The sequence below is a fragment of the Caballeronia humi genome, assembly GCF_001544475.1.
Lineage (GTDB): Bacteria > Pseudomonadota > Gammaproteobacteria > Burkholderiales > Burkholderiaceae > Caballeronia > Caballeronia humi.
Window position 1 is genome coordinate 1 of the sequence record NZ_FCNW02000049.1, and the last position, 24,982, is coordinate 24,982.

Consider the following 24,982-nt stretch of genomic DNA (forward strand, 5'->3'; position numbering starts at 1 on the left):
CCGACGATACTGCTCGAAGCCGGCGCCTTGATCTGCTGCCATCGCTAGGGTCTTTTGTCTCATTCAATATAAACGGCCTGCCACCCTGATGCGTTGACCTTTTTCAGCATTGCCTTAAATCCGGGCGATCAATTGCGATGTGACGGTCAAATCGCCCTGGACGCAGCAACGCAGGATCGAGAATTTCGGGGCGATTAGTGGCCGCAAGGATGATCACGCCGGAATTCGGCTCGAATCCGTCCATCTCGACGAGTAACTGATTGAGCGTCTGCTCGCGCTCGTCGTTCGAAACGGTGCCCGTGCCGCGGACCTTCCCGAGCGCATCCAGTTCATCGATGAACACAATGCATGGCGCTTTCTGCGTGGCCTGTTCGAACAGATCCCGCACGCGCGCAGCACCCAACCCCGACAAACATCTCCACGAAAGCGGAGCCGCTTATCGACAGAAACGGCACCTTGGCCTCCCCCGCCACCGCTTTTGCGAGCAAGGTCTTGCCGGTACCTGGCGCGCCGACGATCAGGACGCCCTTCGGGATCTTGCCGCCCAGCCGGCGATAGCGGTCCGGGTTGCAGAGAAATTCGACGATCTGCTTAAGCTCCGCCTTGGCCTCGTCGATGCCGGCAATGTCGTCGAACGTTACGCTGCTGGCTTGCTGCACATACAGCGTCGGCCTGCTTTTGCCGATTCCTGCATAGTTCTGAAGTCCGCCGGCCCGCTTGGAAAGGAAGTTCCATAAGAGGATAAACCCGAGGACAGGCAACAACCACCCGAACAACGAGCCCGCCCATCCTTCGTCGGCCACGCCAGCATAACGAATATCCGAGGTGGCGAGCTCCTCACCAATCCGGTCTCCGTTCACGCGCACGGTGGTAAAGCGATACGGAGCGCCGTTCTTCGCGATCACTGCGGCGTCGGACGCAGGAAGCAGTGCCACGCCTGCAGCCGTGCGCACGGTTCCGGTGACCCGCGTCGGGCTGATTTCGAGATTATCGACCTGCCTCGCGATCAGCAGCTTGTGAAAATCGCTGTAAGGAATCGGCGCAAACGGCGTCTTGATCAGCAACACCTCGGCAATCAGCAACGCAACGAATCCCATGACGCCGATGATGACCACAATGTTCGAAAAATCGACTTTTTTGTCCATGAACATAGGTTTGGGTTGTCCTGCATTGCAGAAGGCCGACAATGGCCTTTTCGTCTCAAGCCCTGTCGGGGAAAACGGCGACGGTGCCGTCGCGTTAAACCGAAGCCGACGATCCCTTCAGCGATTGACTGAGAAGCCCCGTCCAACGCATCCATCGGCGCAGAGCTGCCGCACCGCACGACCGGACAGCGTACTGGCAAGGATAGGGCCGCGCGTCCGTGCTTTCCTGATCTAGGTCAACTGCGAGGCATGTGCTCGGGTCAACCAGTGCGACGCACCGCACTTGGCGAACCCCGGGCGCCCCCAATATCCTCTCAAACGAGGCGAGGCGTCTTTGACCTCGATGTGCTCCGCGGTCCAGCTAAGTCACCTCTTTTTTCCTCGCTCGTCCGCTTGACCCAAGTCAAACGAACACAAGGTGTTTGCGTGTCGAATGGACAGGATTTAACGCGAGAGCGGCGCTCCGCTACGGCACCAGTCCGTGAATGCGCAATCATCGAGAGGTGGAATGTGTCGGCCAAATCGCTAGTCTTTCATCACACTGCGCGGCATCTGCTACTCAACGGCGTCAATGCGCTCGCGGAAGCCGTCAAGGTCACACTCGGTCCGGGCGGACGCAATGTGATCGTCGAACGGCCGGACGCACCGCCGCTCGTCGCCAATTCGGGCGTGGTGGTCGCCAATGCAATCGAACTGCCGGACCCATTCGAGGAGATGGGCGCGCGCTTGTTGCGTGAGGTTGCGACCAGAACGAGCGAAGTGGCGGGCGACGGGACGACAACGGCGACAACGCTCGCCCAGGCGATCGTGACCGAAGGAATGAAATGCGTGAGCGCCGGCCATGACCCGATGGAACTCAAACGCGCCATCGAAGACGCGGGCAAAAAAGTGGTAGCCGAACTGCATCGCCTGGCTAAACCGTGTTCCACCATCGACGAGATGCGCCAGATCGCGACCATCTCCGCAAGCGGCGACGTCAATATCGGCACGCTCGTGGCGCAAGCTGTTGAGCGGGTTGGTCGAGACGGAGCGGTCAGCATCGAGGACGGATCCAAAATCGATGACGAACTCGATGTCGTGGATGGCTCCCTCATCGATCGAGGCTACCTTTCGCCGCTTTTTGTCGCCCCAGGCGAACACGAGGTGGTCTTTGAGGACCCGCGGATCCTGCTTTGCGACATGAACATCAGCTCTGTCGCTCAATTGCTCCCGGTGCTCGAGGCGGTCAGTGCGAGCGGCACGTCTTTGCTTCTCGTCGCCAACGAGGTCGAAGGTGAAGCCCTTGCCACGCTCGTCGTCAATCATATCCGCGGCGCCCTCAAGTCGTGCGCCATTCGTTCGCCGGGGTTCGGAGACGCTCGGGCCGAACAACTCGCCGATCTGGGCGCCCTGACCGAGGCTACGGTCATTTCTGCTCAAACCGACAAAGCTCTGGAACAGGCAAAGCTGGAGGACCTCGGCACCGCGCGGCGCGTGGAAATCGCCCGCGACACCACCACCATCATCGTCGGCAGCACTGACAAGGAGGCGGTCAGCCAGCGTATTGCGGGACTGAAGAAACGCATTGAGGCGGCCAATACGACGCATCAACGCGATTCACTGAAACAACGGCTGACGAAGCTGGCGGGCGGCGTCGCCGTCATCCGGGTGGGCGCGGCGACCGAAGCAGCGCTACGCGAACGCAAGAACCGCTTCCAGGATGCGTTACACGCAACTCGCGCCGCAGTCGAGGAAGGGATCGTGCCGGGAGGCGGGGTTGCCTTGCTGCGCGCGCGGTCTGTACTTACCTCAAGCAGTCAAGCATCCGAGATTTGGGGCACGGGAGCCACCATCGTCCACGACGCGCTGGCAGCGCCCTTACGGCAGATCGCCCAGAATGCGGGGGCGGACGCGCAGACGGTCGTGCATACGGTGGCCGTGGCGAGCGACTCTCATGGATATGACGCCGCAAGAGACCGGTATGGCGACATGATCGAAGCGGGCATACCGGACCCGCTGAAAGTGACTCGCTCCGCGCTGCAAAACGCGATTTCGGACGCCGCCCTGCTCATGACGACCGACTGCATGGTGGCGAGCCTGCGGACGGCAAGCGAGACCTCGCACACCGACCCCAGACATGGCGATCTCTTCAGCGGAGAGTTGTGAATGGCCGCGCCGATTTTGATGCCGTGGGACGGATCGGCCGGCCGCACCCAGGTCTGCTTCAGATACGTCATCAAAGGCCATGCCGCACGTGCGTATGACGTATTAGTCGTCTTCAAGGGCGACGAGCGCGCGTGCGTTATCGATATCCGCCACGCGGTGGCGAACCGCGACGATCTACCGCCCCTGACTTGCGGTCTGCTTAGCGCCAAACGGTTGCGCGCGACGGTTGACTTGCTTGGGCTCGTCCAACAGGTGACAAGCAAGGATCGAACCGCAAATAGGTCTGGCGCCCTCGTGTATGGCGGCCACCTGTCCTTCCCGTTCGGAAAAAGCGAGACCGGGCCGGCCTCGCCAGGCCAATCCGAAGCTTCGCGATGCCAGGCCCGCGCAAGGGCCTCGCACGGCACCGGCAAGGGGTGGCCGAAGTCCAAGGCTGCTTGGTGGTTACGAAGGTAGCGAGGCGAACCCCGGTCGGGGACGCGATGCCGGGGTTGAGCGAACCGATTGATCGAGGTCAACCTTGTTCGCGCCATGCGTCGCTAGGCTGAAGCAGCGCCCGGAAATCTCCGCTAGCGCGCACCACCGTCGAGGGGAATCGAAACGACTGAAACGCTGATGTTGACCTACGAAGCCTTGCCAGATGCGAAGCCCGCGCCCGCGCAGGGCGAAACTCCGAAATTCATCGAATTGCCGAAGCCGGACCCTAATGCGGGCGTGCCCCTGATGACCGCGCTGTCATTTCGCGCTAGCGCACGGACCTTCGCAGACGAACCGCTTTCCCTGAACGTGCTTGGCGACTTGCTGTGGGCCGCGAATGGAGTTAACCGTCCAGGAACCGGAGGTCGTACCGCACCGTCGGCGCGCGCATTCAACGAGATCGATGTCTACGTCGCGCTGCCCTACGGCGTCTACCGTTATGACGCACCCGCGCACCGGTTGCTACTCAAGCACGCAATCGATGCCCGCAATATGACCGGCTATCAGGATTTTGTCGGCACGGCACCCTTGGATCTGGTGTATGTGGTGCAGACGGCCAAGCTGCTCCCAATACCGCCACAACAGCGCGATATGTTCTCCGCCGTCGCCGCGGGTGCCATAGCCCAGAATGTATCGCTCTATTGCGCGTCCGCCGGTCTTGCGACGGTCGTGCGCGGGTGGATCAACCATCGCTTACTGGCAGACGCGCTGCGGCTTAACGAAGACGAATTGCCCGTCCTCGCGCAGACCGTTGGCATGCCCGCCGCAACAGCCTAGTCGCCAGCGGCCGAGGACCAATCGGATCGCGGTCGGCGCGCACCGCCCCGATCCGTCAGGAACCGTGGGAATCAGGCGCGCGCCTTCTCCTCGAAGAACCTCTGCCGTCCGCCGACGTGCCCAAGCTCCGATAAGAACTCCGCGGAGAAGCGCAGCAGATCGTCCAGCGTCACGATGCCGATAAGTTCATCGGCATCGTCGACGACTGGCATCCGCCGTACGCCGTGGAGGCGCATGCGGCGCAGCAAGCGCCAACCGTCTTCCCACTCGAACGCCGTGATGGCGGGCGACGACATGATGTCGGTGACTAGCAGTCCGGCTGCATCGACCTCCTTCGCCACGACCGACACGACAATGTCCCGGTCGGTCACCATGCCGACCGGCCGGCGCTTGCCGTTGGCGTTGTCGATCACGACGAGATCTCCGACGTGATTGGCGCGCATCAGCCGGGCTGCGTCCAGAGCGCTCGTAGCGGTGCCGCACACGATGACATCGCGTGTGCAGATTTTCCCTGCATTCATGGCCGTTCTCCTTTTACATTAATGCTCGCAGCCACTGTGCTCCTTGATGAAGAGCCAGGGTTGCGTTTGATCAAACCATGTCCAGACGGAATGGCTGCCGCTTTCACCAGGGAATTTGCCCTGTTGCTTCGCGTGTCGACGAAAGGCGCACTTGATCTGCGTCACGAATCAGGAGGCATCGTGCGCGCAATATGAATCGGATCCCTCGAACAGAGCCTCTCCACCATTGATACGTGATCGGACAATAATGTGGACGCGGATCGCGCCATTCTCCGCTGCGAGATACAAGAAATGACAGCCAACAATAAAGTACTTGCGTTGCGTATCCTCCTCATGCTCGCCTGCGCATGGCTACCCGGCGCGAACGCCGCGCAGCCATCGCAAGCCGAGCCGCGTGTAATCATTCTCGTGTATCACCGCTTCGCCGTTAAGGCCGAAGATTCGATGACCGTGCGCATTGAGACCTTTGAAGCACAGTTGGGGTTGCTGCGCGCGCACGGCTATCGGATTGTGCCGTTGCGGGACGTGCTGAAGTGGCGGCAGGATCCCGCCGCGACCCTGCCGCCCAAGACCGCCGTGCTCACGGCCGACGACGGCCATCGCTCGGTATTCGACGTGCTGCTTCCGATTGCGATGCGCGACCGTCTGCCCGTGACCTTGTTCGTCTATCCGTCGGCCATCTCGAACGCGTCCTATGCGCTCACCTGGGGCCAGCTGCGCACACTCAAGCAGAGCGGCTTGTTCGATATCCAGTCGCATACGTACTGGCATCCAAACTTCAACCACGAGCGTCAGCGCCTCGCGCCGACTGACTACCGCCAGTTCGTGCACAGGCAACTTGAGCAGTCACGCGCGCGTATCGAAGCCGAAGTGGGCGGCCACGTCGACATGCTCGCGTGGCCCTTTGGGATCTACGACGATCAACTGCTGGCGCTCGCCGCGGGCGATGGCTATGTGGCCGGCTTTACACTGGACGCGCGTCCAGTCGAAAGAGATTCGCCGCTGCTCGCGATGCCTCGCTTCCTGATCGTCGAAGGTCATGGCACGAGCGCCTTCGCGCGGTTGCTCGGCGAAAGCGAGCAACAGACGGTCCCCGCCTCCGGTGGCCGACCATGAGCGCGCGCGCAGTGTCGGTGCGTGCATTGATCTTCGGACTCGTCTTCGTATCGGCCTTGCTGGTCAGCAGAATGGCGGCAGCGGTGACCGGTGTTGTGATGGACCAAAGCACCCTTGCTCCGGTTGCCGGAGCCATCGTCACAACGGCGACGGAAACAGTTCTCAGCGATCAGGACGGACGATTTGCGATCGATCATGCTGGCTCGAGCGTTGCCGCCCGAGCCGCGGGATACCTCCGCGCACAAACGGCGGTTTCGGGTGACGAGCCGGTGACCATCGTGCTGACGCCCTTTCGGCCGAAGGCCGTGTACCTGTCGGTATATGGCGTGAACAGCGCGACGCTGCGCACCGCCGCTGTCAGCTTGACCGACAATACGGCCATCAATGCGCTCGTCATCGACGTGAAGGGCGATCGCGGCCTGACTCCCTATCCGAGCCACGCACGCGAAGCGATCGGAGCAATCGCGCAGATCACCGAACGGGCGCCAGTCTCCAAAGACTTCGGCTCATTGCTTGCCGAGTTGCACCGCAAGAACCTCTACCTGATCGCGCGCATCGTGGTGTTCAAGGACGACCCGCTGGCCGCCGCGCATCCTGGCTGGGCGGTTCGCGATGGGAATGGCAATCCGTGGCGCGATCGCGAAAACCTGCAATGGGTCGACCCGTTTTCGCATGAGGTCTGGCAGCACAACCTCGATGTCGCCGAGGAGGCGGCACGATTGGGCTTCGACGAGATCCAGTTCGACTACGTCCGCTTTCCCGATGCAAGCGGCGTGCACTTCGCGCTGCCGAACACGCGCGGCAACCGCACCGCGGCCATCGTCGGCTTCCTGAAGGCGGCGCGGGCGCGCCTCGCACCGTACAACGTGTTCGTGTCCGCCGACATCTTCGGGTACGTCTGCTGGAATCTCGACGATACTGCGATCGGCCAGGAGATCGGCACGCTCGGAACGGCGCTCGACTACATCTCCCCGATGCTCTATCCCTCGGGCTTCACATGGGGTCTGCCGGGCTGCACCAATCCCGTCGCGGACCCCGGGCAGATCGTGCGTCGGTCCCTCGCCGAAGCCATGCAGCGAACTGGACTTCCCGGCGTGCGATTCCGTCCATGGCTGCAGGCGTTTCGTGACTACGCATTCGACCATCGCGAGTTCGGCGCCGACGCGATTCACAAGCAGACCGAAGCCGCGGACGCAGCGGCGACCGACGGATGGATGCTATGGAACCCGCGCAATCGCTACGATGCCGCCGACCTGCCGCGCTGATACGCCGGCTGACACGCCAGCTGATACGCGGCGCTTTCGTCTGCGCGCTTGTGTTCGCCACGCGTGCCGCTGCCGGTAGCGGTTTGGACGACTCGGCCCGCGCACAACTCGAACGTATTGTGATCGCACAGATCGACGCCGGACGGATTCCGGGCGCAGTCGTTATGGTCGGCGATGCACACGGGGTTTCGTATGCGAGAGCGTTCGGGATGCGTGTCGTCTCGCCCCGGCCCGAGCCGATGACGCTCGATACCGTATTCGATCTCGCCTCGCTCACGAAACCGGTCGCCACGACGACGGCAGTTATGCAGCTCGTCGAGGAGGGGCGCCTGCAGCTCGATGCGCCAGTGGCACGATACTGGCCCGAGTTCGCTGCAAACGGAAAGCAGGACGTCACGCTGCGTCAATTGCTTTCACATACCTCGGGTCTGCGCCCAGATTTGCCCTCGTTATCTGCTGCACACACACGCGCAGACGTGTTACGCGAGGTATTGGCGGAGCAACTGCAAGCGGAGCCCGGCACCCGCGTAATCTACAGTGACCTCAACTTCGTGGTGCTCGGCGTACTCGTCGAACGCGTCACTCATCGTTCGCTCGACACCTACTGCCGCGCCTACATCTTCGCTCCTCTTGGCATGCGTGATACCGGCTTCCTCCCGGACCGCGCCCGCGCCTCGCGAAGCGCGGCAACAACGCCCGATCGGTTCGGTATGCGCCGCGGCCGCGTTCACGATCCGACAGCGGCGCGCATGGGCGGCGTATCGGGCCATGCAGGCGTGTTCTCGACCGCTCGCGATCTCGCCCAATTTGCACAGATGATTCTGAACGCAGGCCGTGCAGGCGAGTTGCGAATCTTGCAACCGTCGAGCGTCACTGCGCTCGCAATGCCTGCAACGTCTGCAGCTCTCGCCTCCGCGTCACCGATGCGCGCTCTTGGATGGGAACTCTACGCTCCGCTGGCCTCGAATCGTGGCCGACTACCCGCTGTCGGATCGATCGGCCACACCGGCTATACAGGCACGGCAATCTGGATTGATTTCGCGTCGCGGAAGTTCCTCGTGATTCTCACGAATCGTGTGCATCCGGATGACCGGGGCGACGCCCGACCCCTGCGCGAACAAGTCGTCGCACTGCTGGCAAGCCGCGAGCCACCGCTCTCCGCCCACGAACTCGCCCGACTGCTGCCGTGGGCCGCCTCCGCCATCGATGCGGCATCCGCCCTGCCTGTCTCGAAGGGTCCGGTCAGAACCGGCATCGACGTCCTGGAGGACGACCTGTTCGCTCCACTCGCGGGCTTAAGAATAGGCCTCGTCACGAATCATAGCGGTTTTGATTCACGAGGCAGGCGCACGATCGACGTGCTCGCGCAGGCACCGGGCGTCACGCTGGCGACGCTGTTTGCACCGGAGCATGGACTCGGCACGGATCGCGACGAGCGAATCGACGATGCACGCGACCCCGCGACAGGCCTCGTCGTCCACAGTCTCTATACAGGCGGGCGCCGGTTTGCGGATGCCGCTCTTAAGGGCCTCGACGCGCTTGTGTTCGACATTCAGGATGCGGGCGTGCGCTTCTTCACCTACGAAACCACGCTCGGCTATGCGCTTGAGGCCGCGGCGCACCGCCATATTCCGCTGTTTGTGCTTGATCGCCCGGACCCGCTCGGCGGCGACACCTTCGGCGGACCGATGCTCGATGCCGGACATGAATCGTTCACCGGCTATTTCCCGTTACCGCTCATGCCTGGCTTAACCGTTGGCGAGCTGGCGTCATTGTTCAACCGCGAGCGACACATTGAAGCCGATTTGCGGGTCATACCGATGCGCAACTATCGACGCTCGATGCGTATGGCCGATACGGGGCTCGGCTGGGTCCCGCTATCGCCGAACCTGCGCACGCCTTCACAATTGAACCTCTATCCGGATGTCGCATTGCTCGAGGGAGCCAACGTGAGCGTCGGACGCGGCACGCCGCACCCGTTCGAATGGATCGGCGCGCCCTGGATCGATGCCATGCGCCTTGTGCGGGCGCTCAACGCGCTCGACCTCGGCGTCCAATTCGGACCAATCGACTTCCTGCCTACGGAGTCTGCTTATCGCGGCATGCCGTGTCATGGTGTCGCCATCGTCGCGCACGACCGGTCTCGTCCGCCGGGCCGTGTCGGCGTGGCGTTGCTTGCCACGCTGCACGCGCTCTACCCGCAAGAATTTGATCTTGCTGCCACGCGCGAGTCGGTAGGTTCGCAGGCTGTGTGGGAAGCCGTGCGCGATGGTGCAAGCCTTGAAGCACTCGACGTCATCGAAGCAGATCGGATCGAGCGATTTGCGCGGCTTCGGGCGCCTTACCTGCGTTACCCGGACGAGTGAAGCAACGCGCATCGTTAAATGTCGCCGTTCCACGGCCAATTCGAATCCGAACGGCGACCGCTCTCGACGCTCTCACGGGATGCGGAAGACTTTTCGTTTTGATAACGTTCGATATCGCTCTCATCCGATGGTTCGTCGGGCGATACGGTCTGCATGTCGCCGGCTGGCATTTCGATCGTTGCGGATTCATCGCTGGCATTTTCTTCGGTTACCTCGGCGTCGATAATTCGCCGCACGTCGATGCCAAACCAGGGAACGTCCTTCCTGAGCATCGCCACGTAAGCGTGCCAGCCGACGGAGTTCGTTGAAAACAGACTATCGTGTACGGTGCGCTCAAGCGCAGTGCGGTTCAGCGTCGCCTCGAGCAACCGACGCGGCCACGAACAGTAAGCGTTCGCCGCATTTCGGACAAACTCACGCGCCGTCATCCGCGTCGATACCTGACCGAGTAACGGGAACCGGCGAAGTGCCTCGTCGTCGGCTATGAGGTCGTGTACGAGTCGGAGGTCCTGTCCGCAACCGGCGACGTAGCGCACAGTCTCCAATGCGTCTCCAAGATGAAGCAAAAGCGCGCGGCGTTCAAAAGCATCCTTCATCTTCGCTTCTCCTGCTGTAGCCCGACCAGCAATGCGCGCTCGAAGACGCAGGCCAGCCCTGGCAGATTGGCTCTAACGCCATGTCGTCTCGCCTCATGCACCGAGCGCTTTCGCCGGCGCGTCGAATCAGGATCGGGATGCCGTCGGCCACGTAAGCGTCATGCTGACGCCACCGCTCTTGGGCACGTCGATGGAGCGCTCCTGCGATACGCCATCGGACGTCGCGTTCAGCCGGTACCGGCCTTGCGGAAGCCGAGCGAAAAGATAGGGACCGTCCGAGGTGGCGGAGAACACGAGCGTCCCGTCCGCGCGGCGCAGCTGCACGGTGACGCCCGAAAGATACTCGCCGATGTTTGACACGAACGTCGCTCGCGTGTTGTAGGAAGACGCGAGCCGCTTGAATGCGGTGGCCTCGTCTTCCCCCACGCCTCCGGTCACATACGGGATGCCGTCGTACTTCCGGATCGCGACATTGCCTGGCGGCGGCTTATCGCCCGTTCCCGCTCTCGATGCTGCAGGCCCACAACCCATGCCCATCATCCCTTGCATATGCGGGCCGGGCGCGCCAGCGCCAGACCCCATCATAGCGCCTGCTTCCCCGATCGTGCCGGGTAGCGCGACACCCTGCTCGCGCGAGCGCTCGGCTACCAGTTGATGCATGCGCCGCGAGACAGCCCGACGTTCCTCGGGCGTCGCTGCGCTTTGCATCTGCGTGCAGAAGTCTGCACGCTCCTCGTTGCTGAGAAGGGTTCCCATCATGGGAGGCTGACCGTCCGGCGCCCGCACGGGCGGGCTTGCGCCGGCGGCCGCGCCCGTGGCGGATATGGTGAACAACGCTACGGCGGTCACGCTGCGAAGCGACGACTTGGACATCATGTACCTCCATACGAATCAGGCGAGCACTGGGCCACTACAAGTTTGACAACAGGACACCCCCACAGGATTGATCTCGGTCAACGAGACGACACATGCTCAGTGCGGGTCGTGACGTCTGGACCGCATCAGTAAACCGTCGTCGCAGGGAAAGCTGATCCACGTCAAGAAAGCCCGTGCTCATGCATGACTAAATGCAATCATTGCCAGGTGATGGAGCCTCGCCATGAAACATTTCGCCGATCATCTGCCGGCCACGCCGATCCCGGCCGCACGCCCCGGGGCTGTCGCTGCCATTCCGAAGCGACTGAAGCTAGGTTTGCTCATCGCGCTCGTGGTTGGATCAATGATCGGCAGCGGTGTGTTCTCGTTACCGCAGAACATGGCTGCCGGGGCGGGAGCGGGTGCTGTGGTCATCGGTTGGCTGATCACCGGCATCGGCATGCTGATGCTCGCCTTCGTCTACCAGACGCTGGCGATGCGCAAGCCCGAACTCGATAACGGCATCTATGCCTACGCGCGGGCAGGCGCCGGCGACTTTGTCGGGTTCAACTCCGCGTGGGGTTACTGGGTCAGCGCGTGGTTCGGCAATGTCGGCTACCTTGTGATCGTGTTCGGCACGCTCGGCTACTTCGTTCCAGCGTTTGGCGAAGGCAATACCCGCTTGGCAATCGCGGGTGCCTCAGTGCTGTTGTGGATCCTACATCTCGTCATCTTGCGTGGCGTGCGCGGTGCCACCGTGCTTAACGCAGTCACTACCTTCGCCAAGATTGTCCCGCTGCTCGCCTTCATCGCACTGGCCGTGACCGCCTTCAGTAGCCAGGCCTTTGAACAGGACTTCTGGGGCACCCCGAAGCTCGGATCCGTCTTCGCGCAGGTCAAGAGCACGATGCTGATCACGGTCTGGGTATTTATCGGTATCGAAGGTGCCAGCGTGGTTTCAGCGCGCGCCGAACATCGCCAGGACGTCGGTCGCGCAGCGCTCTACGGCTTCGCGATCGTGTTGCTGTTGCTGATGGCCGTATCGCTGCTTTCGCCCGGCATCGTCCCGCAGGCGGAGCTCGCCGCGATGGAAAACCCGTCGATGGCCGGCGTGCTGGAGAAGGCAGTCGGCACGTGGGGGGCAGTCATGATCAGCCTCGGGCTGCTCGCTTCCGTCGGTGGGGCGCTGCTCGCATGGACACTTCTGGCCGCCGAGACCCTATTTACGCCCGCCTCGGGCGGCGTCATGCCCCGCTTCCTTTCGCGGGAAAACGACCATGGCGTCCCGGCCAATGCCTTGTGGGTGACGAACGGCCTGGTACAACTCTTCCTGATTGTCACGCTGGTCTCCAGCGCGACCTATCAGGCGCTGATCTCGCTCGCCACGTCGATGTCCTCGTCCCCTATCTGTTCTCGGCTGTCTATGCCGTGCGCATTGCTGCGCGCGGCGACGCCTATGCTGCGGCCGATCGAATGCGCACCCGTGACCTGGTGGTCGCGGTGCTGGCGACAACTTACTGCTGCTGGCTTCTGTACGCGGCAGGTCCAAAATATCTGTTGCTCAGCGCGTTGCTCTATGCGCCCGGCATACTTCTGTACGGATGGGCCAAGCGCGAACAGGGGGCACGTCTTTTCAAGCCGTTCGAAGTCGCGATCCTGACTGCGATCATCGTTCTCGCCGCGCTCGCCGCCTATCTGCTGACAAGCGGCACGCTGGGTCTGTGAGCAGGGAGCCGTCATGGAATTCGGTGTCTTCTCTGAGGTCGGCACATTGCGCAAGGTTTTGGTCTGCCGGTCGGGCCTGGCGCAGGCGCGCCTCACACCGGCCAACTGCCGCGAGTTGCTGTTCGACGACGTACTGTGGGTGGCGCAGGCGAAAACAGACCACTATGGCTTCGTGAACGCGATGCAGGACCGGGGGATAGAAGTCTTCGATACGAACGATCTCCTCGCCGACATCCTCCGAACGCACGAGGCACGTAACTGGATTCTCGACCGCAAGCTGTCTCCGGGCACGGTAGATCAGGAACTGGCCTCGCAATTACGCCCGTGGCTCGACGAAATGAAGCCGGAGGAGCTCGCCACGCGACTGATCGGCGGAATCGTGCGGGGCGAGTTGCCTTTCGTACCGGCTGGCCTCGTGTCGAGTTGCATTGGCCCTTGCGGCTTCCTGCTCGCACCGTTACCGAATGCGCTATTCACCCGAGATAACTGTTGCTGGATCAATGACGGCGTCGTGCTTGGCTCGATGTATTGGCCCGCGCGCCGTCAGGAGACACTTCTTACTGCGGCCATCTACCAATTTCATCATCGCTTCAACACCCAAACCCGCATCTGGTGGGGCGATCCGGATGTGGACCATGGAGGCGCAACCCTCGAAGGCGGCGATGTCATGCCGCTGTCGCGAGACGTCGTCGTGGTTGGTATGGGTGAGCGCACGTCCCCTCAGGCCGTGACACAACTCGCACGCTCGCTTTTCGCGCGCGAGGCCGCGACACACGTGATCGCCGCGCGCTTGCCACCCTCGCGCGGGGCAATGCATCTCGATACCGTCTTCACCTTCTGTGATCGCGACCTCGTCACGATCTTCCCGAAAATCGTCAACGGCATTTGCTGCACGAGCCTGCGACCCGGAGAAACCCGGCGAGCTCGACGTGCGTGCCGAATCGGCGCCCTTTCTGGATCTTGTGGCACGTTCGATAGGCCTGAAAAAGCTATGCGCTATCGGAACGGGTGGCGACGAGTGGGAAGTCGAGCGCGAGCAATGGGACGACGGCAACAACGTCATCGCGCTGGCGCCGGGCGTCGTTGTTGCCTACAACCGCAACGTCTACACCAATACGCTCTTGCGCAAGGCTGGCGTGGAAGTCATCACAATTCCGAGCGCCGAGCTGGGACGCGGGCGCGGGGGCGGCCATTGCATGACCTGCCCGCTCGCGCGCGACGCTATCTAGCCAGAACCCGAAGCCAACGACACCATGCCATTTAATCTCCGCAACCGCAGCCTCCTGAACATGCAAGACTTCAGTCCCCGCGACATCCGCTTCCTGATCGACCTTGCCGCCGAACTGAAGCGCGCGAAGTATGCGGGTAATGAGATCCCCAGGCTGACCGGGAAGAACATCGCGCTGATCTTCGAAAAAACCTCGACCCGAACGCGCTGCGCCTTCGAAGTCGCCGTGCACGATCAGGGCGGACATGTCACGAACATTGATTCGGCCGGCTCTCAGCTCGGCCGCAAGGAATCGCTCAGGGACACGGCGCGCGTTTTGGGACGCCTCTATGACGGAATCGAATACCGGGGTTTTCATCAAACAACCGTGGAGGAACTTGCGCAGTTTTCCCATGTTCCGGTGTGGAACGGTCTAACCGACGAATTCCATCCGACGCAAGTGCTTGCCGATCTGCTCACCATGGAAGAATTCGGCCAAAAGCCGCTGTCGGAACTTTCGTTCTGCTACCTCGGCGACGCCCGCTTCAACATGGGCAACTCGCTTCTGGTCGGCGGCGTCCAGATGGGGATGGACGTACGGATCGCGGCGCCGCGCGCGCGGTGGCCGCACGACGAACTTGTCGCGCAAATGCTCGCGCTGGCCGAAACCACCGGCGCGCGCGTCACGCTCGACGAAGATCCGTTCGTCTCGGTCGATGGCGTGGACTTCGTCTATACCGACGTGTGGGTATCGATGGGAGAGCCGCTCGACGTGTGGGGTGAGCGCATCGAACTGCTCAGACCGTATCAGGTCAATGCCGCGCTGATGAAAGCCACCGGCAAACCACGTGCCCGCTTCATGCATTGTTTGCCCGCGTATCACACTGTCGAGACCGAGATCGGCCAACAGATTCACGAGAAATACGGCTTGTCGGAGCTCGAAGTCACCGACGACGTGTTCGAATCGGATGCCTCGATCGTATTTTCGCAAGCCGAGAACCGAATGCATACAATCAAGGCCGTGCTGGTCGCAACGCTAGGATAGGACGACGTCATGCGCATACTCGTTGCACTGGGAGGCAACGCGCTTTTGCGGCGCGATGAACCGCTCACGATCTCAAATCAGATCAACAATATCCGCAAGGCCGCGCAGCAACTCGCGCGGCTGGCCGACGGTCATCAACTGATCGTCGCCCATGGCAACGGCCCACAGGTCGGTCTGCTGGCCCTACAGGCTGCTGCAGCGAACGCGGACGCAACGCCGCTCGACGTGCTCGATGCCGAATCGGAAGGCATGATCGGCTATCTGATCGAACAGGAGCTGGCAAATGCAATCCCGCTGACCCGTCCGGTCGCCACGCTGCTCACGCGAGTCGCTGTTGCAGCAGACGATCCGGCCTTTGAACACCCGACCAAGCCGATTGGCCCGGTGTACGAGCAGAGCGAGGCCAAGCGTCTTGCGGTTGCCAACGGGTGGAAGATCGCGCCGGACGGAGCCGGCTTCCGTCGTGTCGTCGCTTCGCCGAAGCCCCGGTGCTTCATGGAACTCCAGCCAATCCGATGTCTGCTGGATCACGGCACGATCGTCATCGCCGCAGGAGGCGGTGGTATTCCCGTGACCGTCGGAGACGACGGCAGAACCTGCTCGGGCATCGAGGCGGTCATCGACAAAGACCTGTGCGCAGCGCTTCTGGCCACTGAAGTGGACGCCGACATCCTGCTCATCGTGACCGACGTGAACGCGGTCTATCTCGACTGGCGCACTCCGCACCAACGTCCGCTGCGGGAGGGGACAGTTTCCGAATTGCGGACGATGTCGTTCGCAGCGGGATCGATGGGTCCCAAAGTACAAGCGGCTTGCGACTTCGTACAGCAAACCGGACGGCCTGCCGTCATTGGCGCACTCGACCAGATAGAGGAAATGCTGAGCGGCGCCGCAGGGACTCGGATCGTAAGTGATGGCTAACGCGGGCGAGACCATCGCCGAGTTACCGCTTCTGTGCTGAACTATTGAGGAGGGCGCTTCCGGGCAGCGCCATATTGTCCGCGCCGAATGAATAAAGCGGCCCGCCGTTGAATCCCAAGTATCCCCCTCATTTCGCCCAGGCACCGCCATGTCGAACCGACCATCAATTCACGCGTCGCGACGCGAAGATGCCGCTCGTCGTGGCTGGGACACTCTGGATGCTGCACTGCGTCGGTCATGCACATATCGACATCCCGCGGGGCGCATTCGACGAATCGAGACGCACATCTCGGTCGTGTATCTCGCCGGTCGATTTGCGTACAAGATCAAAAAGCCAGTCGACCTGGGCTTTGTCGATTTCACGCGCATCGAAGGCAGGCGCCGCGCTTGCCGGGAAGAGTATCGACTGAACCGGCGCCTCGCCAAGCCGATCTACGTCGGAGTGGTACCGATCGTGCGCGTCGGGCGCACCTACTTGCTGAACACCAAGGGGCATCCAGTAGATTACGCCGTCAAGATGAAACGATTCGATGAGCGGCGCATATTTTCAAACCTGCTCGCGGCCGGCGAACTCGGCGTGGACATCATCGAGAGCGCGGCGGACCGACTCGCACTTTTCCATCGCTGCACCTCCCGGACCCCGCCTCGTCGCGCCTACGGGTCGGCCAACCAGGTCCAAACGCAGGTGCATGCAATTCTTGCCGCGCTTGATCGCGAGTCCGCCGGGATTGTCCCTGCGGAGGTACGCGCATGGTGCGGGTTGGAACTTGCCCGACTCGCCGAGCACATCGACGCGCGTCGTGCCAAAGGCTTTGTGCGCGAGTGTCACGGCGACCTGCATCTCGAGAACGTCGTGCTAGCCGGGCGCGATGTATTGATGTTCGACTGCATCGAGTTCAGCGAAGTGCTGCGGTGGATCGACGTGGTCAACGACCTCGCATTCCTCTGCATGGATCTCCGCGCTCACGACCGCCCGGATCTCGAGACGCGACTGCTCAATCGCTGGCTCCTCGCGACTGGCGACTTCGCCGGACTGCGCGCTATTCGCCTATACATCGTCTATCGTGCACTGGTGCGAGCGCTCGTCGAGACGTTGAAGGCTCGCAGCGCAGAAGGCGTAGGGGGCCCCAAGCGCGCCAGCGGGTATCTGCAATGTGCCGTCAAGGCGGTGCGGGAAAGGCAGCCGTGCTTGCTGCTCTGCCACGGCTATTCCGGCTCGGGCAAGTCTGCCGCGAGTACAGCACTTGCACCGCTCATCGGTGCAATAAGGCTTTCGAGCGACATCGAACGCAAGCGTGCTGCCCCGTTTGCTCCGCTGCTGGAGCGATCGCTGACACATGGCGCTTATCTTCCAGAAGCCGTCGACGTCCAATACGCCAGACTGCTGAACCTCGCGCACCACGTATTGGAAGCTGGCTATTGCGCCCTCGTCGATGCGAGTTTCCTTTATCACGAACATCGGTCGCGCTTCGTCGCTCTTGCGCGCTCGATGCAAGTGCCCCTCCTCATCCTTGATTTCCGGGCGGCTCCAGACTGCTTGCAGAGGCGCGTTCGCCAGCGCGCGATGGGTCCATATCAGCCTTCCGACGCGGACGAAACCGTCCTTGCGCTGCAGCTTGCAAATGCGGACCCGTTGACACGCGAGGAGCTCTCGTCAACAGTCGTGTTCGATACCGATGTGCCGATCGCCTCGTTTGAGGAGCCCGCCTACTGGAGTCCTTTGCTCGCGCGACTGCACCATGGAGGCGCACTGCACGACGAACGGAAGCAAAGGCAACGGTAGCGCGCGACCGAGCCGCATAGACGCACGACGTTGGGCTGCCGAACGTTGGCATCGGATGGCACGGCTCGTCAATGTCGGCACAGCAACGAAGTCCGCTTCGCACACCGTTTGATTCAGATCAGAGGGTTCCATCCGCGAACGCGCATGGTTCATACAGGGACATTCGACCAACCGGAGAGCCCGCAGAGCCATGTCACTCCTCGTCAATCTCGACGGCGTGCGGCACGCATACCGCCTCTGTTTCGTGCGCACACCCTGGGCGTTTTTAACGCGGGTCCCTCTCGATCAACAATGGGGTGAATACTGGGAGCGCGCGCCGTACCAGGAATCAGCTGGTGATCCGTACGATGACGCGCCCGATCAGATCCTGAAAGCTGCTTTCGATGGACCGCTCTTTACGCCCGACGCGGGTCGCGACGGTCACGCCCGAAGCGTGCTGGACATTAACTCGGGCCGCTCGCCATGGCTGCGTACGGAAAGTTATGCGGGAGGCCCGCCGCTGCACATCATGGCTGGCGTAACGCTGGAGTCGTTTGTTATTTCTATCGAACTCGCGGGTGGATGCGTATATGTTCCGGTGGGTTGGGGCGTTCTTCCCGCCTCGCTCGCGATGCCCGTCGGCACTACATGATTCGCCCGATCGCGCGTAAGAGTCTTGGAAAAAAACGGCTTCTTGCTATGCGCGATTCTTTGATAGACATGTGATATGCCTGTCGTCCGCGCCCTGGCCGTGACACGGACCCTTGTAGTAGGGCGCGCGCAAAGTGCGTATGAAGTAAGCTTGGCCAAGTTGAAACGCACTGGTCGAGGGGATTTTTTTCGTTACGAATATCGTCCGCGCTTTGAGCGCTTTCTTGCTGCTTCAGATTCCGGGTCGTCATCCTCCGCTTCCGTGCCCCGCTGCGCTTCAGATTTGAGTGCGCGAGAGCGCGACGGCCGCGTACCAAATCGCTAACGGGGACGAAGCCGTCCGTATGATTGAGATTCAAGACGCGACGCCGTTGACGGATGAGGAATTCTCACCGACTGTCGTATTCGATACCGCGGTGCCTGTCGAGTCGTTTGGGAAACGCGTTTGATAAGTTCCGTTACTGGAGCGGCCGCGCGATGAGCGCGCATGCGACGTGCGCCCGATGCGCTCTCCTGGAGTGCACAGCGTTTGATTCCGATCAACTCGCCGCGCCACCGTCCGGACATGCTCAGAAAATCTAATGAAGCAACATTAAGCCCATGGCCCGCTCGTCAGCTTTCGCAGCGCAGTGTAGTAAAACCAGCAGTGAGAAGTCCTCTTCGGCTGGGCGGGTGCCCCATGCACCCAGTGAGGCAAATCCGACCGAACGTGGCCTGAGCGGTGCGCAAGTTGCCGAATTGCAAGAGCGCTTCGGCCGCAATGTCGTCCAGTCGCGAGCCGGACATGGCTGGCGCCAGGCGGTGCTTGAGGTCCTGCGCGAACCGATGTTCCTGCTCCTTCTCGGTGCAAGCGCCGTCTACTTCGTGCTCGGCGACACGCTGGAGGCATTTGTCCTGCTCGTCTTCGTGCTCGCAATCGTCGCGCTCACCGTCGTTCAGAGTCATCGCACGGCGAAAGTGCTCGCGGCCCTACGCGAGTTGTCCGCACCCCGCGCCGATGTGCTGCGCGACGGCGAGCGGAAACTCGTGTCGGCAGCCGAGCTGGTGCCGGGCGACCTCGTTCTGGTGAACGAAGGCGCGCGCGTTCCGGCCGACGGTACCGTCCTCGATTCCCATGACCTAAGCGTCGACGAGTCGCTTCTGACCGGCGAATCCGAACCGATAGCGAAGAGCGGCGACAGCCCGCTGTACTTCGGCTCAATGATTGTGCAGGGCCAGGCACTCATGAGCGTGACAGCAACCGGCGCGCGCAGCACGCTCGGTAGGATTGGCTCTTCACTCGCCGCGATCACTGAAAGCCCGTCGCCGTTGCAGGTTCAGGCGGGCACGTTCGTGACTCGCTTCGCGTCGCTTGCACTGGCGCTCTGCGTCCTGCTCGCCTTGTTATACCGATGGCGCTACGGGAACTGGCTTCCCGGCGTACTCGGCGGCATAACCCTGGCAATGGGCCTCCTGCCCGAAGAAATCCCCGTGATACTAACCGTGTTCATGGCCCTCGGTGCCCGCCGCATCGCTGACGCAGGGGTGCTCACCCGCCGCATGAACGCCCTCGAGACGCTGGGCGAGACGTCGGTACTATGCGTCGACAAGACCGGCACGCTGACGCAGAACCGGATGTCGGTCCGAGCGCTGTATTCAGGGGAAACTCTGCAACTTATCGACGAAGCAACGTTGCATATCGACGAAGGTCAGCACGAACTGCTCGAATACCTGGTGCTCGCGAGCGAGGTCGATGCGTTCGATCCGATGGAGCGCGCCTTTCATGAAACCGGCAATCGATGCCTCGCCAACACGGAGCATCTGCACGCGGACTGGTCTTTGCTGCACGAGTATTCGCTTTCGCCCGGGCTGCCGGCAATGGCGCATGGCTGGGACGCCCCGCAGCTGGATCACCGGCCGGTCGCCTGCAAGGGGGCGCCCGAAGCGGTCTGTGCACTCTGTCATCTCGACGCCGCCCACACCGCGGCGATCCTGTCTCGGGCCGCGCAGATTGCGTCGGGCGGCCTGCGTGTGCTGGGCGTCGCCAAGGCGCGTCACTATGGCGTGGACTGGCCAGCGCGCCAGCACGATTTCGACTTTTCGTTCGTCGGACTGGTGGGCTTGGTGGACCCAGTGCGCCCCGACGCCGCAGGCGCGATTGCCGAGTGCCAAGCAGCAGGGATACGCGTAGTGATGATCACTGGAGACTATCCCTCGACGGCGCACGCGATCGCGGCCGAGGTCGGCATCGGTGCAGGTAGGATTGTGACCGGCGACGAACTGGCCGCGTGGGACGACGCGCAAATCCGGGGGGCGATCGCCACTACCGATGTGTTCGCACGGGTGCGTCCCGAGCAAAAGCTGCGCCTGATTGAAGCCTTCAAGGCGCGAGGCAACGTGGTAGCGATGACTGGCGACGGCGTGAACGATGCGCCTGCGCTCAAGGCCGCACACATCGGCATTGCGATGGGCAGGCGCGGCACCGAGCTGGCCCGCGAAGTGGCGGCGCTGGTCCTCCTGCGCGACGACTTCGCGCCGATCGTCGCGTCGATCCGGCTGGGCCGGCGCATCTACGACAATCTCGGTCAGGCAATCAGCTATACGGTTGCGGTACACATTCCAATGGTGGCTGCCGCAATGATTCCTGTCATTCTGGGCTGGCCCGTGATGCTCGCCCCCTTGCACATCGTGTTTCTCGAACTGATCATCAACCCCGTGTGTTCGCTTGTGTTCGAGAACGAGCCGGAACGGCGAGATCTGATGAAGCGGCCGCCGCACCGTACGCAGAAGGCGCTGCTCTCGAAGGCCGCATTCGTACGGAGCGCTGCCGCCGGCGTCGTGCTCGCGCTGATCGTGCTGGCTGTCTATGCGGCCACGGTCGCGACCCGGCATGACGTCATGCTTAGCTCGAACCTTCGCCTTTCTCGTGCTCGTCGGCGGCAACGTAGCGCTAATTTTCGCGGTGCGCGTGATGGCTACCCGAAGCATGTTCCGCGCCGCGGGCATGGCAAACAACTACATTGGCCTTGTCCTGGCCCTGACCGCGAGCGCTCTGCTCTTGCTCATGACGGTCCCCACGCTGGCACGACTCTTTTCGCTCGTCCCTTTACTCGCGGTCTACGTGTTCAAATGACCAAATGAAGGTGCCCCCTTCGCAGGCCTTGGCGCACCGACCAGAGCGAGCTTTACTGCCGTCGGCTCGGACGCTCAGCCACACCCTTTATTAAACTGACTTGCGTACGAGCATCAACGGGGTCTCAGCCACCCGTGCAACCCGGCCGGCCACGCTGCCAAGCATCCAGCGCGCTGGACCTCGCCGGCCATGCGTTCCCATGACGACCAAATCGGCACCCCAGGCGGCTGCTTCGCGAACGATCGTGTGAGCAATATCGTCGCTTGTCATATCGGTGCTGGCGAGCGATGCCTCGACATGCGCCTGCGCCACGTTCGGATGCTGCGCCAGAACCTCGCGGGCTCTAGCAATGGATGCGTTTCCCTCTTGGACAAAGGCATCTTCCAGCAGAGTGATCGGGACGAAGTCACTGAACCGGACCGCGCGGTCGACGACATAGATGACCTTCAGTTGCGCTCCAGGCCCGGCCAGTCGCGCGCCGATCCTCAGCGCCTCCTGCGAAGTATCACTGCCATCGATCGCGAAAAGCAACCGTTGCGGTGCGTGGCTCCACTGCTTTTCGCAGTGAGCCGGCACAACGATAATCGCGCACTCGGCAAGCCGCATAACCGGCTCGGACACCGTTCCTTCGACCCAGCGCAGCAGACCATGATGCTGGCGCGAACCGAGCACGAGCAGGTCCGCATGGAAGTCCCGAGCGGCGTCCGCGATCGCATGCGCGACGTCGCCGCCGTGCTTCGCCAGGTCGATGAGTTGCGCTTGAGCCGCGGCGGGAGACTGAGCGAACGACGCATGCGCTTTTGCCAATGCATTTTGCATGTCGTCCATCAACTCGGCGCGCGCGGCGCTCAAGTCGAGACCGGCCAGCGGCGCCGTTGGGATCAGGACGCGTGGGTTCTCAACGACACCGATGATGCGTACTTGCGCGCCGGCTCCCATCATATTCCGCACGAAATCCGCTGCGCGCTCCGACGCAAGTGACGAGTCGACACACAGCAGGATTCGCTGGAAGCCAGCAGCCGTATCCGGCGCCATGTTCGTGGTGCTTGTTTTCTTGGTGCTCATCAGTCTTCTCCTTTTGTAGCAGGAATGTATGACAGCTCAAACCAACCATTCCATTTCTTCGAGCTGCGCGAGCTTGCGTTCAAGCCGATGAGAAAAAACCTCCAACAACCGGCTTTCCTCCCCGAGTCGCGTTTCATGCGCCGTGATCGCGCACCGCGCGACAGGCTGTCTGCCGGCAAGCGAACCCATCTGTGCGAAAGCAGACTCACTGCCACGGCCTCGCAGCGTGCAGAAGAACGCCACGCGATGCAGGTGAGCGAGGTTCGTCGCAAGCCACGCACGCGTCGGTGCCGATACCGAACCGGCCCAGACCGGCGTGCCGATCACCACGAGTTCGTATGACGACACGTCATGTTCCGCGCGTGAGATATCGACAGGCCTCTTTCTCACTGCATCGACCAGCGACCGCAGATATCCCATTGCGCCCGAGCGATCGCGGGGCTCGACGATCTCTTCGAGATCTGCGTTCAACATCGTCGCGAGCGTGGAGGCGACCCTGCGCGTTGTACCGGTGCGCGAGAAATACACGACAAGAACTCTGGCCTTAGACATGACATTTCTCCGTTCGACCGTCTCAGCGGGGTTGCGCGCTGGTTTAATTGCGCGTATCACGAGCATAAAGAGCTAACCGCAGCGACGGACTGACCTAAATCAAGCAAAGAATTGATGTCGACGCCAGCGCGACGCAGACCCGCGCGCTTGACATGCATCAACTCTCTTCGTTCGGGCGAGAAGTACGCTTGATCGAGCGGCGGCGCAGCGCGACGGCGCTTGAGTCCAACCAAACGATCAGTCCAGCCGAGGATCAATGATGAAGCTGACTTTTCTGGGAGCAACCGAAACGGTAACCGGATCGAAGTATCTGCTTGAAGGCGCCGGCATTCGCGTGTTGATCGATTGCGGGCTCTTCCAAGGCACCAAGAACCTCCGGCTGCGCAATTGGGGCGAGCTTCCGTTTTCGATAGACACGCTTGACGCAGTGATCCTGACGCATGCGCACCTGGACCATTCCGGCTATCTGCCGGTGTTGGCGCGTTCCGGCTATCGCGGTCCCGTGTACTGCACGGCAGGCACGCGCGACCTGTGCGAGGTCATGTTGCGAGACAGCGCGAAACTTCAGGAAGAAGCAGCGGATTTCGCCACGCGCCACGGTTTTTCAAAACACAAGCCAGCGCTGCCTCTCTACACATTGAAGGATGCCCAAGACGCACTGCGCCTTCTCGTTACCCGTGATTTCGATGTGCCCACGGTCCTGAGCGAGAACGTTTGTTTTCGGCTGCTGCCGGCTGGACACATCCTTGGAGCGGCGAGCGTCGTCGTGAAGATGGACGGCACAGTCGTGACCTTCTCAGGCGACCTTGGACGCCCGAATGACCCGATCATGCGGGCCGCGGCGCCGCTCTCATACACCGACTATCTGATCGTCGAATCCACGTATGGCGACCGGCTGCACACTCCGGCCGACCCCGCAAGCGAGCTCGAAGCCGTGTTCGAAGACACCTTCAGGCAGGGCGGTGTGGTCGTGATTCCGTGCTTTGCAGTCGGCCGCGCACAGGCAATCTTGCATTACATCGCGCTCTTGAAAGAAACCGGCCGCATGGCGCACGTGCCTGTCTTTCTCGACAGTCCAATGGCGACCAGTGTTACAGAGATCTATAGCCGGCACGTGCGCGAACATCGGCTGACGATGTCGCAGTCCAACGCAATAGGTCATGCGGCCACGATGGTGCGGACCGTCGATGAATCCAAAGCCGTCACGAGCAGGAATGGCCCGATGGTCGTAATCGCGGGCAGCGGCATGGCCACGGGTGGACGGGTTCTGCATCATTTGAAGGCCTTCGCACCCGAGCGCCGCAATACGATCGCGCTCGTCGGGTATCAGGCGGCCGGCACACGCGGCGCCGCGCTCGCGGCTCACGAACCGGCAATCAAGATCCACGGCGAATACGTACCCGTGCGCGCTCGGGTGACATTGATCGACTCATTGTCCGCGCACGCCGACTACAGCGAAATCCTGGCATGGCTCGGCGCGATGCCTGGAGTTCCGCAGCGCACCTTCGTTACGCACGGCGAACCGGCCGCCGCCGACGCGTTGCGTCGCCGGATCGGGGAAACGCTGCATTGGCCGTGCGAGGTCCCGACATATTTACAGTCGGTCGAATTGAGAGCAGCGGAACAGGTCACCCCAAACACCCCTAAGTGACCCGACTTGACCAATCCGAAAGGGGATG

Annotated in this window: 16 protein-coding genes and 4 pseudogenes; 14 read left to right on the forward strand and 6 right to left on the reverse strand. The window is 62.0% G+C overall.

Features of this window, described 5'->3' with window-relative positions:
- Positions 1 to 115 precede the first annotated feature (115 nt).
- A pseudogene (locus tag AWB65_RS28085) lies at positions 116 to 1,145 on the reverse strand (AAA family ATPase); the annotation flags it as partial.
- Between the two features lie 510 nt (positions 1,146 to 1,655).
- Here AWB65_RS28085 and groL point away from each other — a divergent pair.
- The 3 genes from groL to AWB65_RS28100 all read left to right on the forward strand — a co-directional run bounded on the left by groL (position 1,656) and on the right by AWB65_RS28100 (position 4,544).
- Positions 1,656 to 3,290 (forward strand): chaperonin GroEL, encoded by a 1,635-nt coding sequence (groL, locus tag AWB65_RS28090; protein WP_087670284.1) that lies wholly within the window; start codon positions 1,656 to 1,658, stop codon positions 3,288 to 3,290.
- Positions 3,291 to 3,746: a hypothetical protein gene (locus tag AWB65_RS28095; protein ID WP_087670285.1), complete on the forward strand. Its 456-nt coding sequence runs from the start codon at positions 3,291 to 3,293 to the stop codon at positions 3,744 to 3,746.
- A gap of 159 nt (positions 3,747 to 3,905) precedes the next feature.
- Positions 3,906 to 4,544, forward strand: coding sequence for a SagB/ThcOx family dehydrogenase (locus tag AWB65_RS28100; RefSeq protein ID WP_087670286.1), 639 nt, complete (start codon positions 3,906 to 3,908; stop codon positions 4,542 to 4,544).
- 71 nt (positions 4,545 to 4,615) lie between these two features.
- Here the strand turns inward: AWB65_RS28100 and AWB65_RS28105 are convergent, their stop codons facing one another.
- Complete coding sequence (locus AWB65_RS28105; protein ID WP_087670287.1) at positions 4,616 to 5,065, reverse strand: CBS domain-containing protein; 450 nt, start codon at positions 5,063 to 5,065, stop codon at positions 4,616 to 4,618.
- A 291-nt stretch (positions 5,066 to 5,356) separates the two neighbouring features.
- Between AWB65_RS28105 and AWB65_RS28110 the strand changes: the two genes are divergently transcribed.
- From AWB65_RS28110 to AWB65_RS28120, 3 genes are all read left to right on the forward strand, one after another.
- Positions 5,357 to 6,181 carry a polysaccharide deacetylase family protein gene (locus AWB65_RS28110; RefSeq protein WP_087670288.1) on the forward strand — a complete coding sequence of 275 codons (825 nt, stop codon included), beginning with the start codon at positions 5,357 to 5,359 and terminating at the stop codon, positions 6,179 to 6,181.
- Positions 6,182 to 6,252: 71 nt separating this feature from the next.
- Entirely contained in the window at positions 6,253 to 7,446 is a 1,194-nt protein-coding gene (locus AWB65_RS28115; RefSeq protein ID WP_235007802.1) for a putative glycoside hydrolase, read from the forward strand.
- Between the two features lie 119 nt (positions 7,447 to 7,565).
- Positions 7,566 to 9,812, forward strand: a complete 2,247-nt coding sequence (locus AWB65_RS28120; RefSeq protein ID WP_327359174.1) for a serine hydrolase — start codon at positions 7,566 to 7,568, stop codon at positions 9,810 to 9,812.
- A 14-nt stretch (positions 9,813 to 9,826) separates the two neighbouring features.
- On the opposite strand, the gene AWB65_RS28125 is transcribed toward AWB65_RS28120, so the two are convergent.
- A complete protein-coding gene (locus tag AWB65_RS28125; protein WP_087670290.1) occupies positions 9,827 to 10,408 on the reverse strand; it encodes a hypothetical protein in 582 nt (193 codons plus the stop codon).
- Between the two features lie 126 nt (positions 10,409 to 10,534).
- Positions 10,535 to 11,281 carry a carboxypeptidase-like regulatory domain-containing protein gene (locus tag AWB65_RS28130; RefSeq protein ID WP_087670291.1) on the reverse strand — a complete coding sequence of 249 codons (747 nt, stop codon included), beginning with the start codon at positions 11,279 to 11,281 and terminating at the stop codon, positions 10,535 to 10,537.
- Between the two features lie 226 nt (positions 11,282 to 11,507).
- Here AWB65_RS28130 and arcD point away from each other — a divergent pair.
- The 7 genes and pseudogenes from arcD to AWB65_RS28165 all read left to right on the forward strand — a co-directional run bounded on the left by arcD (position 11,508) and on the right by AWB65_RS28165 (position 21,686).
- Positions 11,508 to 12,988, forward strand: a pseudogene (arcD, locus tag AWB65_RS28135) (arginine-ornithine antiporter).
- A 13-nt stretch (positions 12,989 to 13,001) separates the two neighbouring features.
- Positions 13,002 to 14,217 (forward strand): annotated as a pseudogene (locus tag AWB65_RS28140) (arginine deiminase).
- Positions 14,218 to 14,241: 24 nt separating this feature from the next.
- The gene (gene argF, locus AWB65_RS28145) at positions 14,242 to 15,240 is read left to right on the forward strand and encodes an ornithine carbamoyltransferase (RefSeq protein ID WP_087670292.1); all 999 of its coding nucleotides are present in this window, start codon (positions 14,242 to 14,244) and stop codon (positions 15,238 to 15,240) included.
- A 9-nt stretch (positions 15,241 to 15,249) separates the two neighbouring features.
- Positions 15,250 to 16,161: a carbamate kinase gene (gene arcC / locus AWB65_RS28150; RefSeq protein WP_087660782.1), complete on the forward strand. Its 912-nt coding sequence runs from the start codon at positions 15,250 to 15,252 to the stop codon at positions 16,159 to 16,161.
- Positions 16,162 to 16,456: 295 nt separating this feature from the next.
- The gene (locus AWB65_RS28155; RefSeq protein WP_159907829.1) at positions 16,457 to 17,944 is read left to right on the forward strand and encodes a bifunctional aminoglycoside phosphotransferase/ATP-binding protein; all 1,488 of its coding nucleotides are present in this window, start codon (positions 16,457 to 16,459) and stop codon (positions 17,942 to 17,944) included.
- 190 nt (positions 17,945 to 18,134) lie between these two features.
- Positions 18,135 to 18,575, forward strand: coding sequence for a hypothetical protein (locus tag AWB65_RS28160; protein WP_087670294.1), 441 nt, complete (start codon positions 18,135 to 18,137; stop codon positions 18,573 to 18,575).
- Positions 18,576 to 19,174: 599 nt separating this feature from the next.
- Positions 19,175 to 21,686: pseudogene (locus AWB65_RS28165) on the forward strand (cation-translocating P-type ATPase).
- A 90-nt stretch (positions 21,687 to 21,776) separates the two neighbouring features.
- Here the strand turns inward: AWB65_RS28165 and AWB65_RS28170 are convergent.
- Positions 21,777 to 22,751 carry a universal stress protein gene (locus AWB65_RS28170; RefSeq protein WP_235007800.1) on the reverse strand — a complete coding sequence of 325 codons (975 nt, stop codon included), beginning with the start codon at positions 22,749 to 22,751 and terminating at the stop codon, positions 21,777 to 21,779.
- Positions 22,752 to 22,787: 36 nt separating this feature from the next.
- On the reverse strand, positions 22,788 to 23,303 hold the full coding sequence (locus AWB65_RS28175) for a flavodoxin family protein (protein WP_087670295.1): 516 nt from the start codon (positions 23,301 to 23,303) through the stop codon (positions 22,788 to 22,790).
- Between the two features lie 259 nt (positions 23,304 to 23,562).
- Between AWB65_RS28175 and AWB65_RS28180 the strand changes: the two genes are divergently transcribed.
- Positions 23,563 to 24,954: an MBL fold metallo-hydrolase RNA specificity domain-containing protein gene (locus tag AWB65_RS28180; protein ID WP_087670303.1), complete on the forward strand. Its 1,392-nt coding sequence runs from the start codon at positions 23,563 to 23,565 to the stop codon at positions 24,952 to 24,954.
- The last annotated feature ends 28 nt before the right edge of the window (positions 24,955 to 24,982 follow it).

What these genes read in the sequence shown, in the direction of transcription:
- AWB65_RS28095 (WP_087670285.1), top strand. Translation starts at nt 3,291, where the DNA reads ATGGCCGCGCCGATTTTGATGCCGTGGGACGGATCGGCCGGCCGCACC.
- AWB65_RS28100 (WP_087670286.1), top strand. Translation starts at nt 3,906, where the DNA reads ATGTTGACCTACGAAGCCTTGCCAGATGCGAAGCCCGCGCCCGCGCAG.
- AWB65_RS28105 (WP_087670287.1), bottom strand. Translation starts at nt 5,065, where the DNA reads ATGAATGCAGGGAAAATCTGCACACGCGATGTCATCGTGTGCGGCACC.
- AWB65_RS28110 (WP_087670288.1), top strand. Translation starts at nt 5,357, where the DNA reads ATGACAGCCAACAATAAAGTACTTGCGTTGCGTATCCTCCTCATGCTC.
- AWB65_RS28115 (WP_235007802.1), top strand. Translation starts at nt 6,253, where the DNA reads ATGGCGGCAGCGGTGACCGGTGTTGTGATGGACCAAAGCACCCTTGCT.
- AWB65_RS28125 (WP_087670290.1), bottom strand. Translation starts at nt 10,408, where the DNA reads ATGAAGGATGCTTTTGAACGCCGCGCGCTTTTGCTTCATCTTGGAGAC.
- AWB65_RS28130 (WP_087670291.1), bottom strand. Translation starts at nt 11,281, where the DNA reads ATGTCCAAGTCGTCGCTTCGCAGCGTGACCGCCGTAGCGTTGTTCACC.
- argF (WP_087670292.1), top strand. Translation starts at nt 14,242, where the DNA reads ATGCCATTTAATCTCCGCAACCGCAGCCTCCTGAACATGCAAGACTTC.
- arcC (WP_087660782.1), top strand. Translation starts at nt 15,250, where the DNA reads ATGCGCATACTCGTTGCACTGGGAGGCAACGCGCTTTTGCGGCGCGAT.
- AWB65_RS28160 (WP_087670294.1), top strand. Translation starts at nt 18,135, where the DNA reads ATGTCACTCCTCGTCAATCTCGACGGCGTGCGGCACGCATACCGCCTC.
- AWB65_RS28170 (WP_235007800.1), bottom strand. Translation starts at nt 22,751, where the DNA reads ATGAGCACCAAGAAAACAAGCACCACGAACATGGCGCCGGATACGGCT.
- AWB65_RS28175 (WP_087670295.1), bottom strand. Translation starts at nt 23,303, where the DNA reads ATGTCTAAGGCCAGAGTTCTTGTCGTGTATTTCTCGCGCACCGGTACA.
- AWB65_RS28180 (WP_087670303.1), top strand. Translation starts at nt 23,563, where the DNA reads ATGAAGCTGACTTTTCTGGGAGCAACCGAAACGGTAACCGGATCGAAG.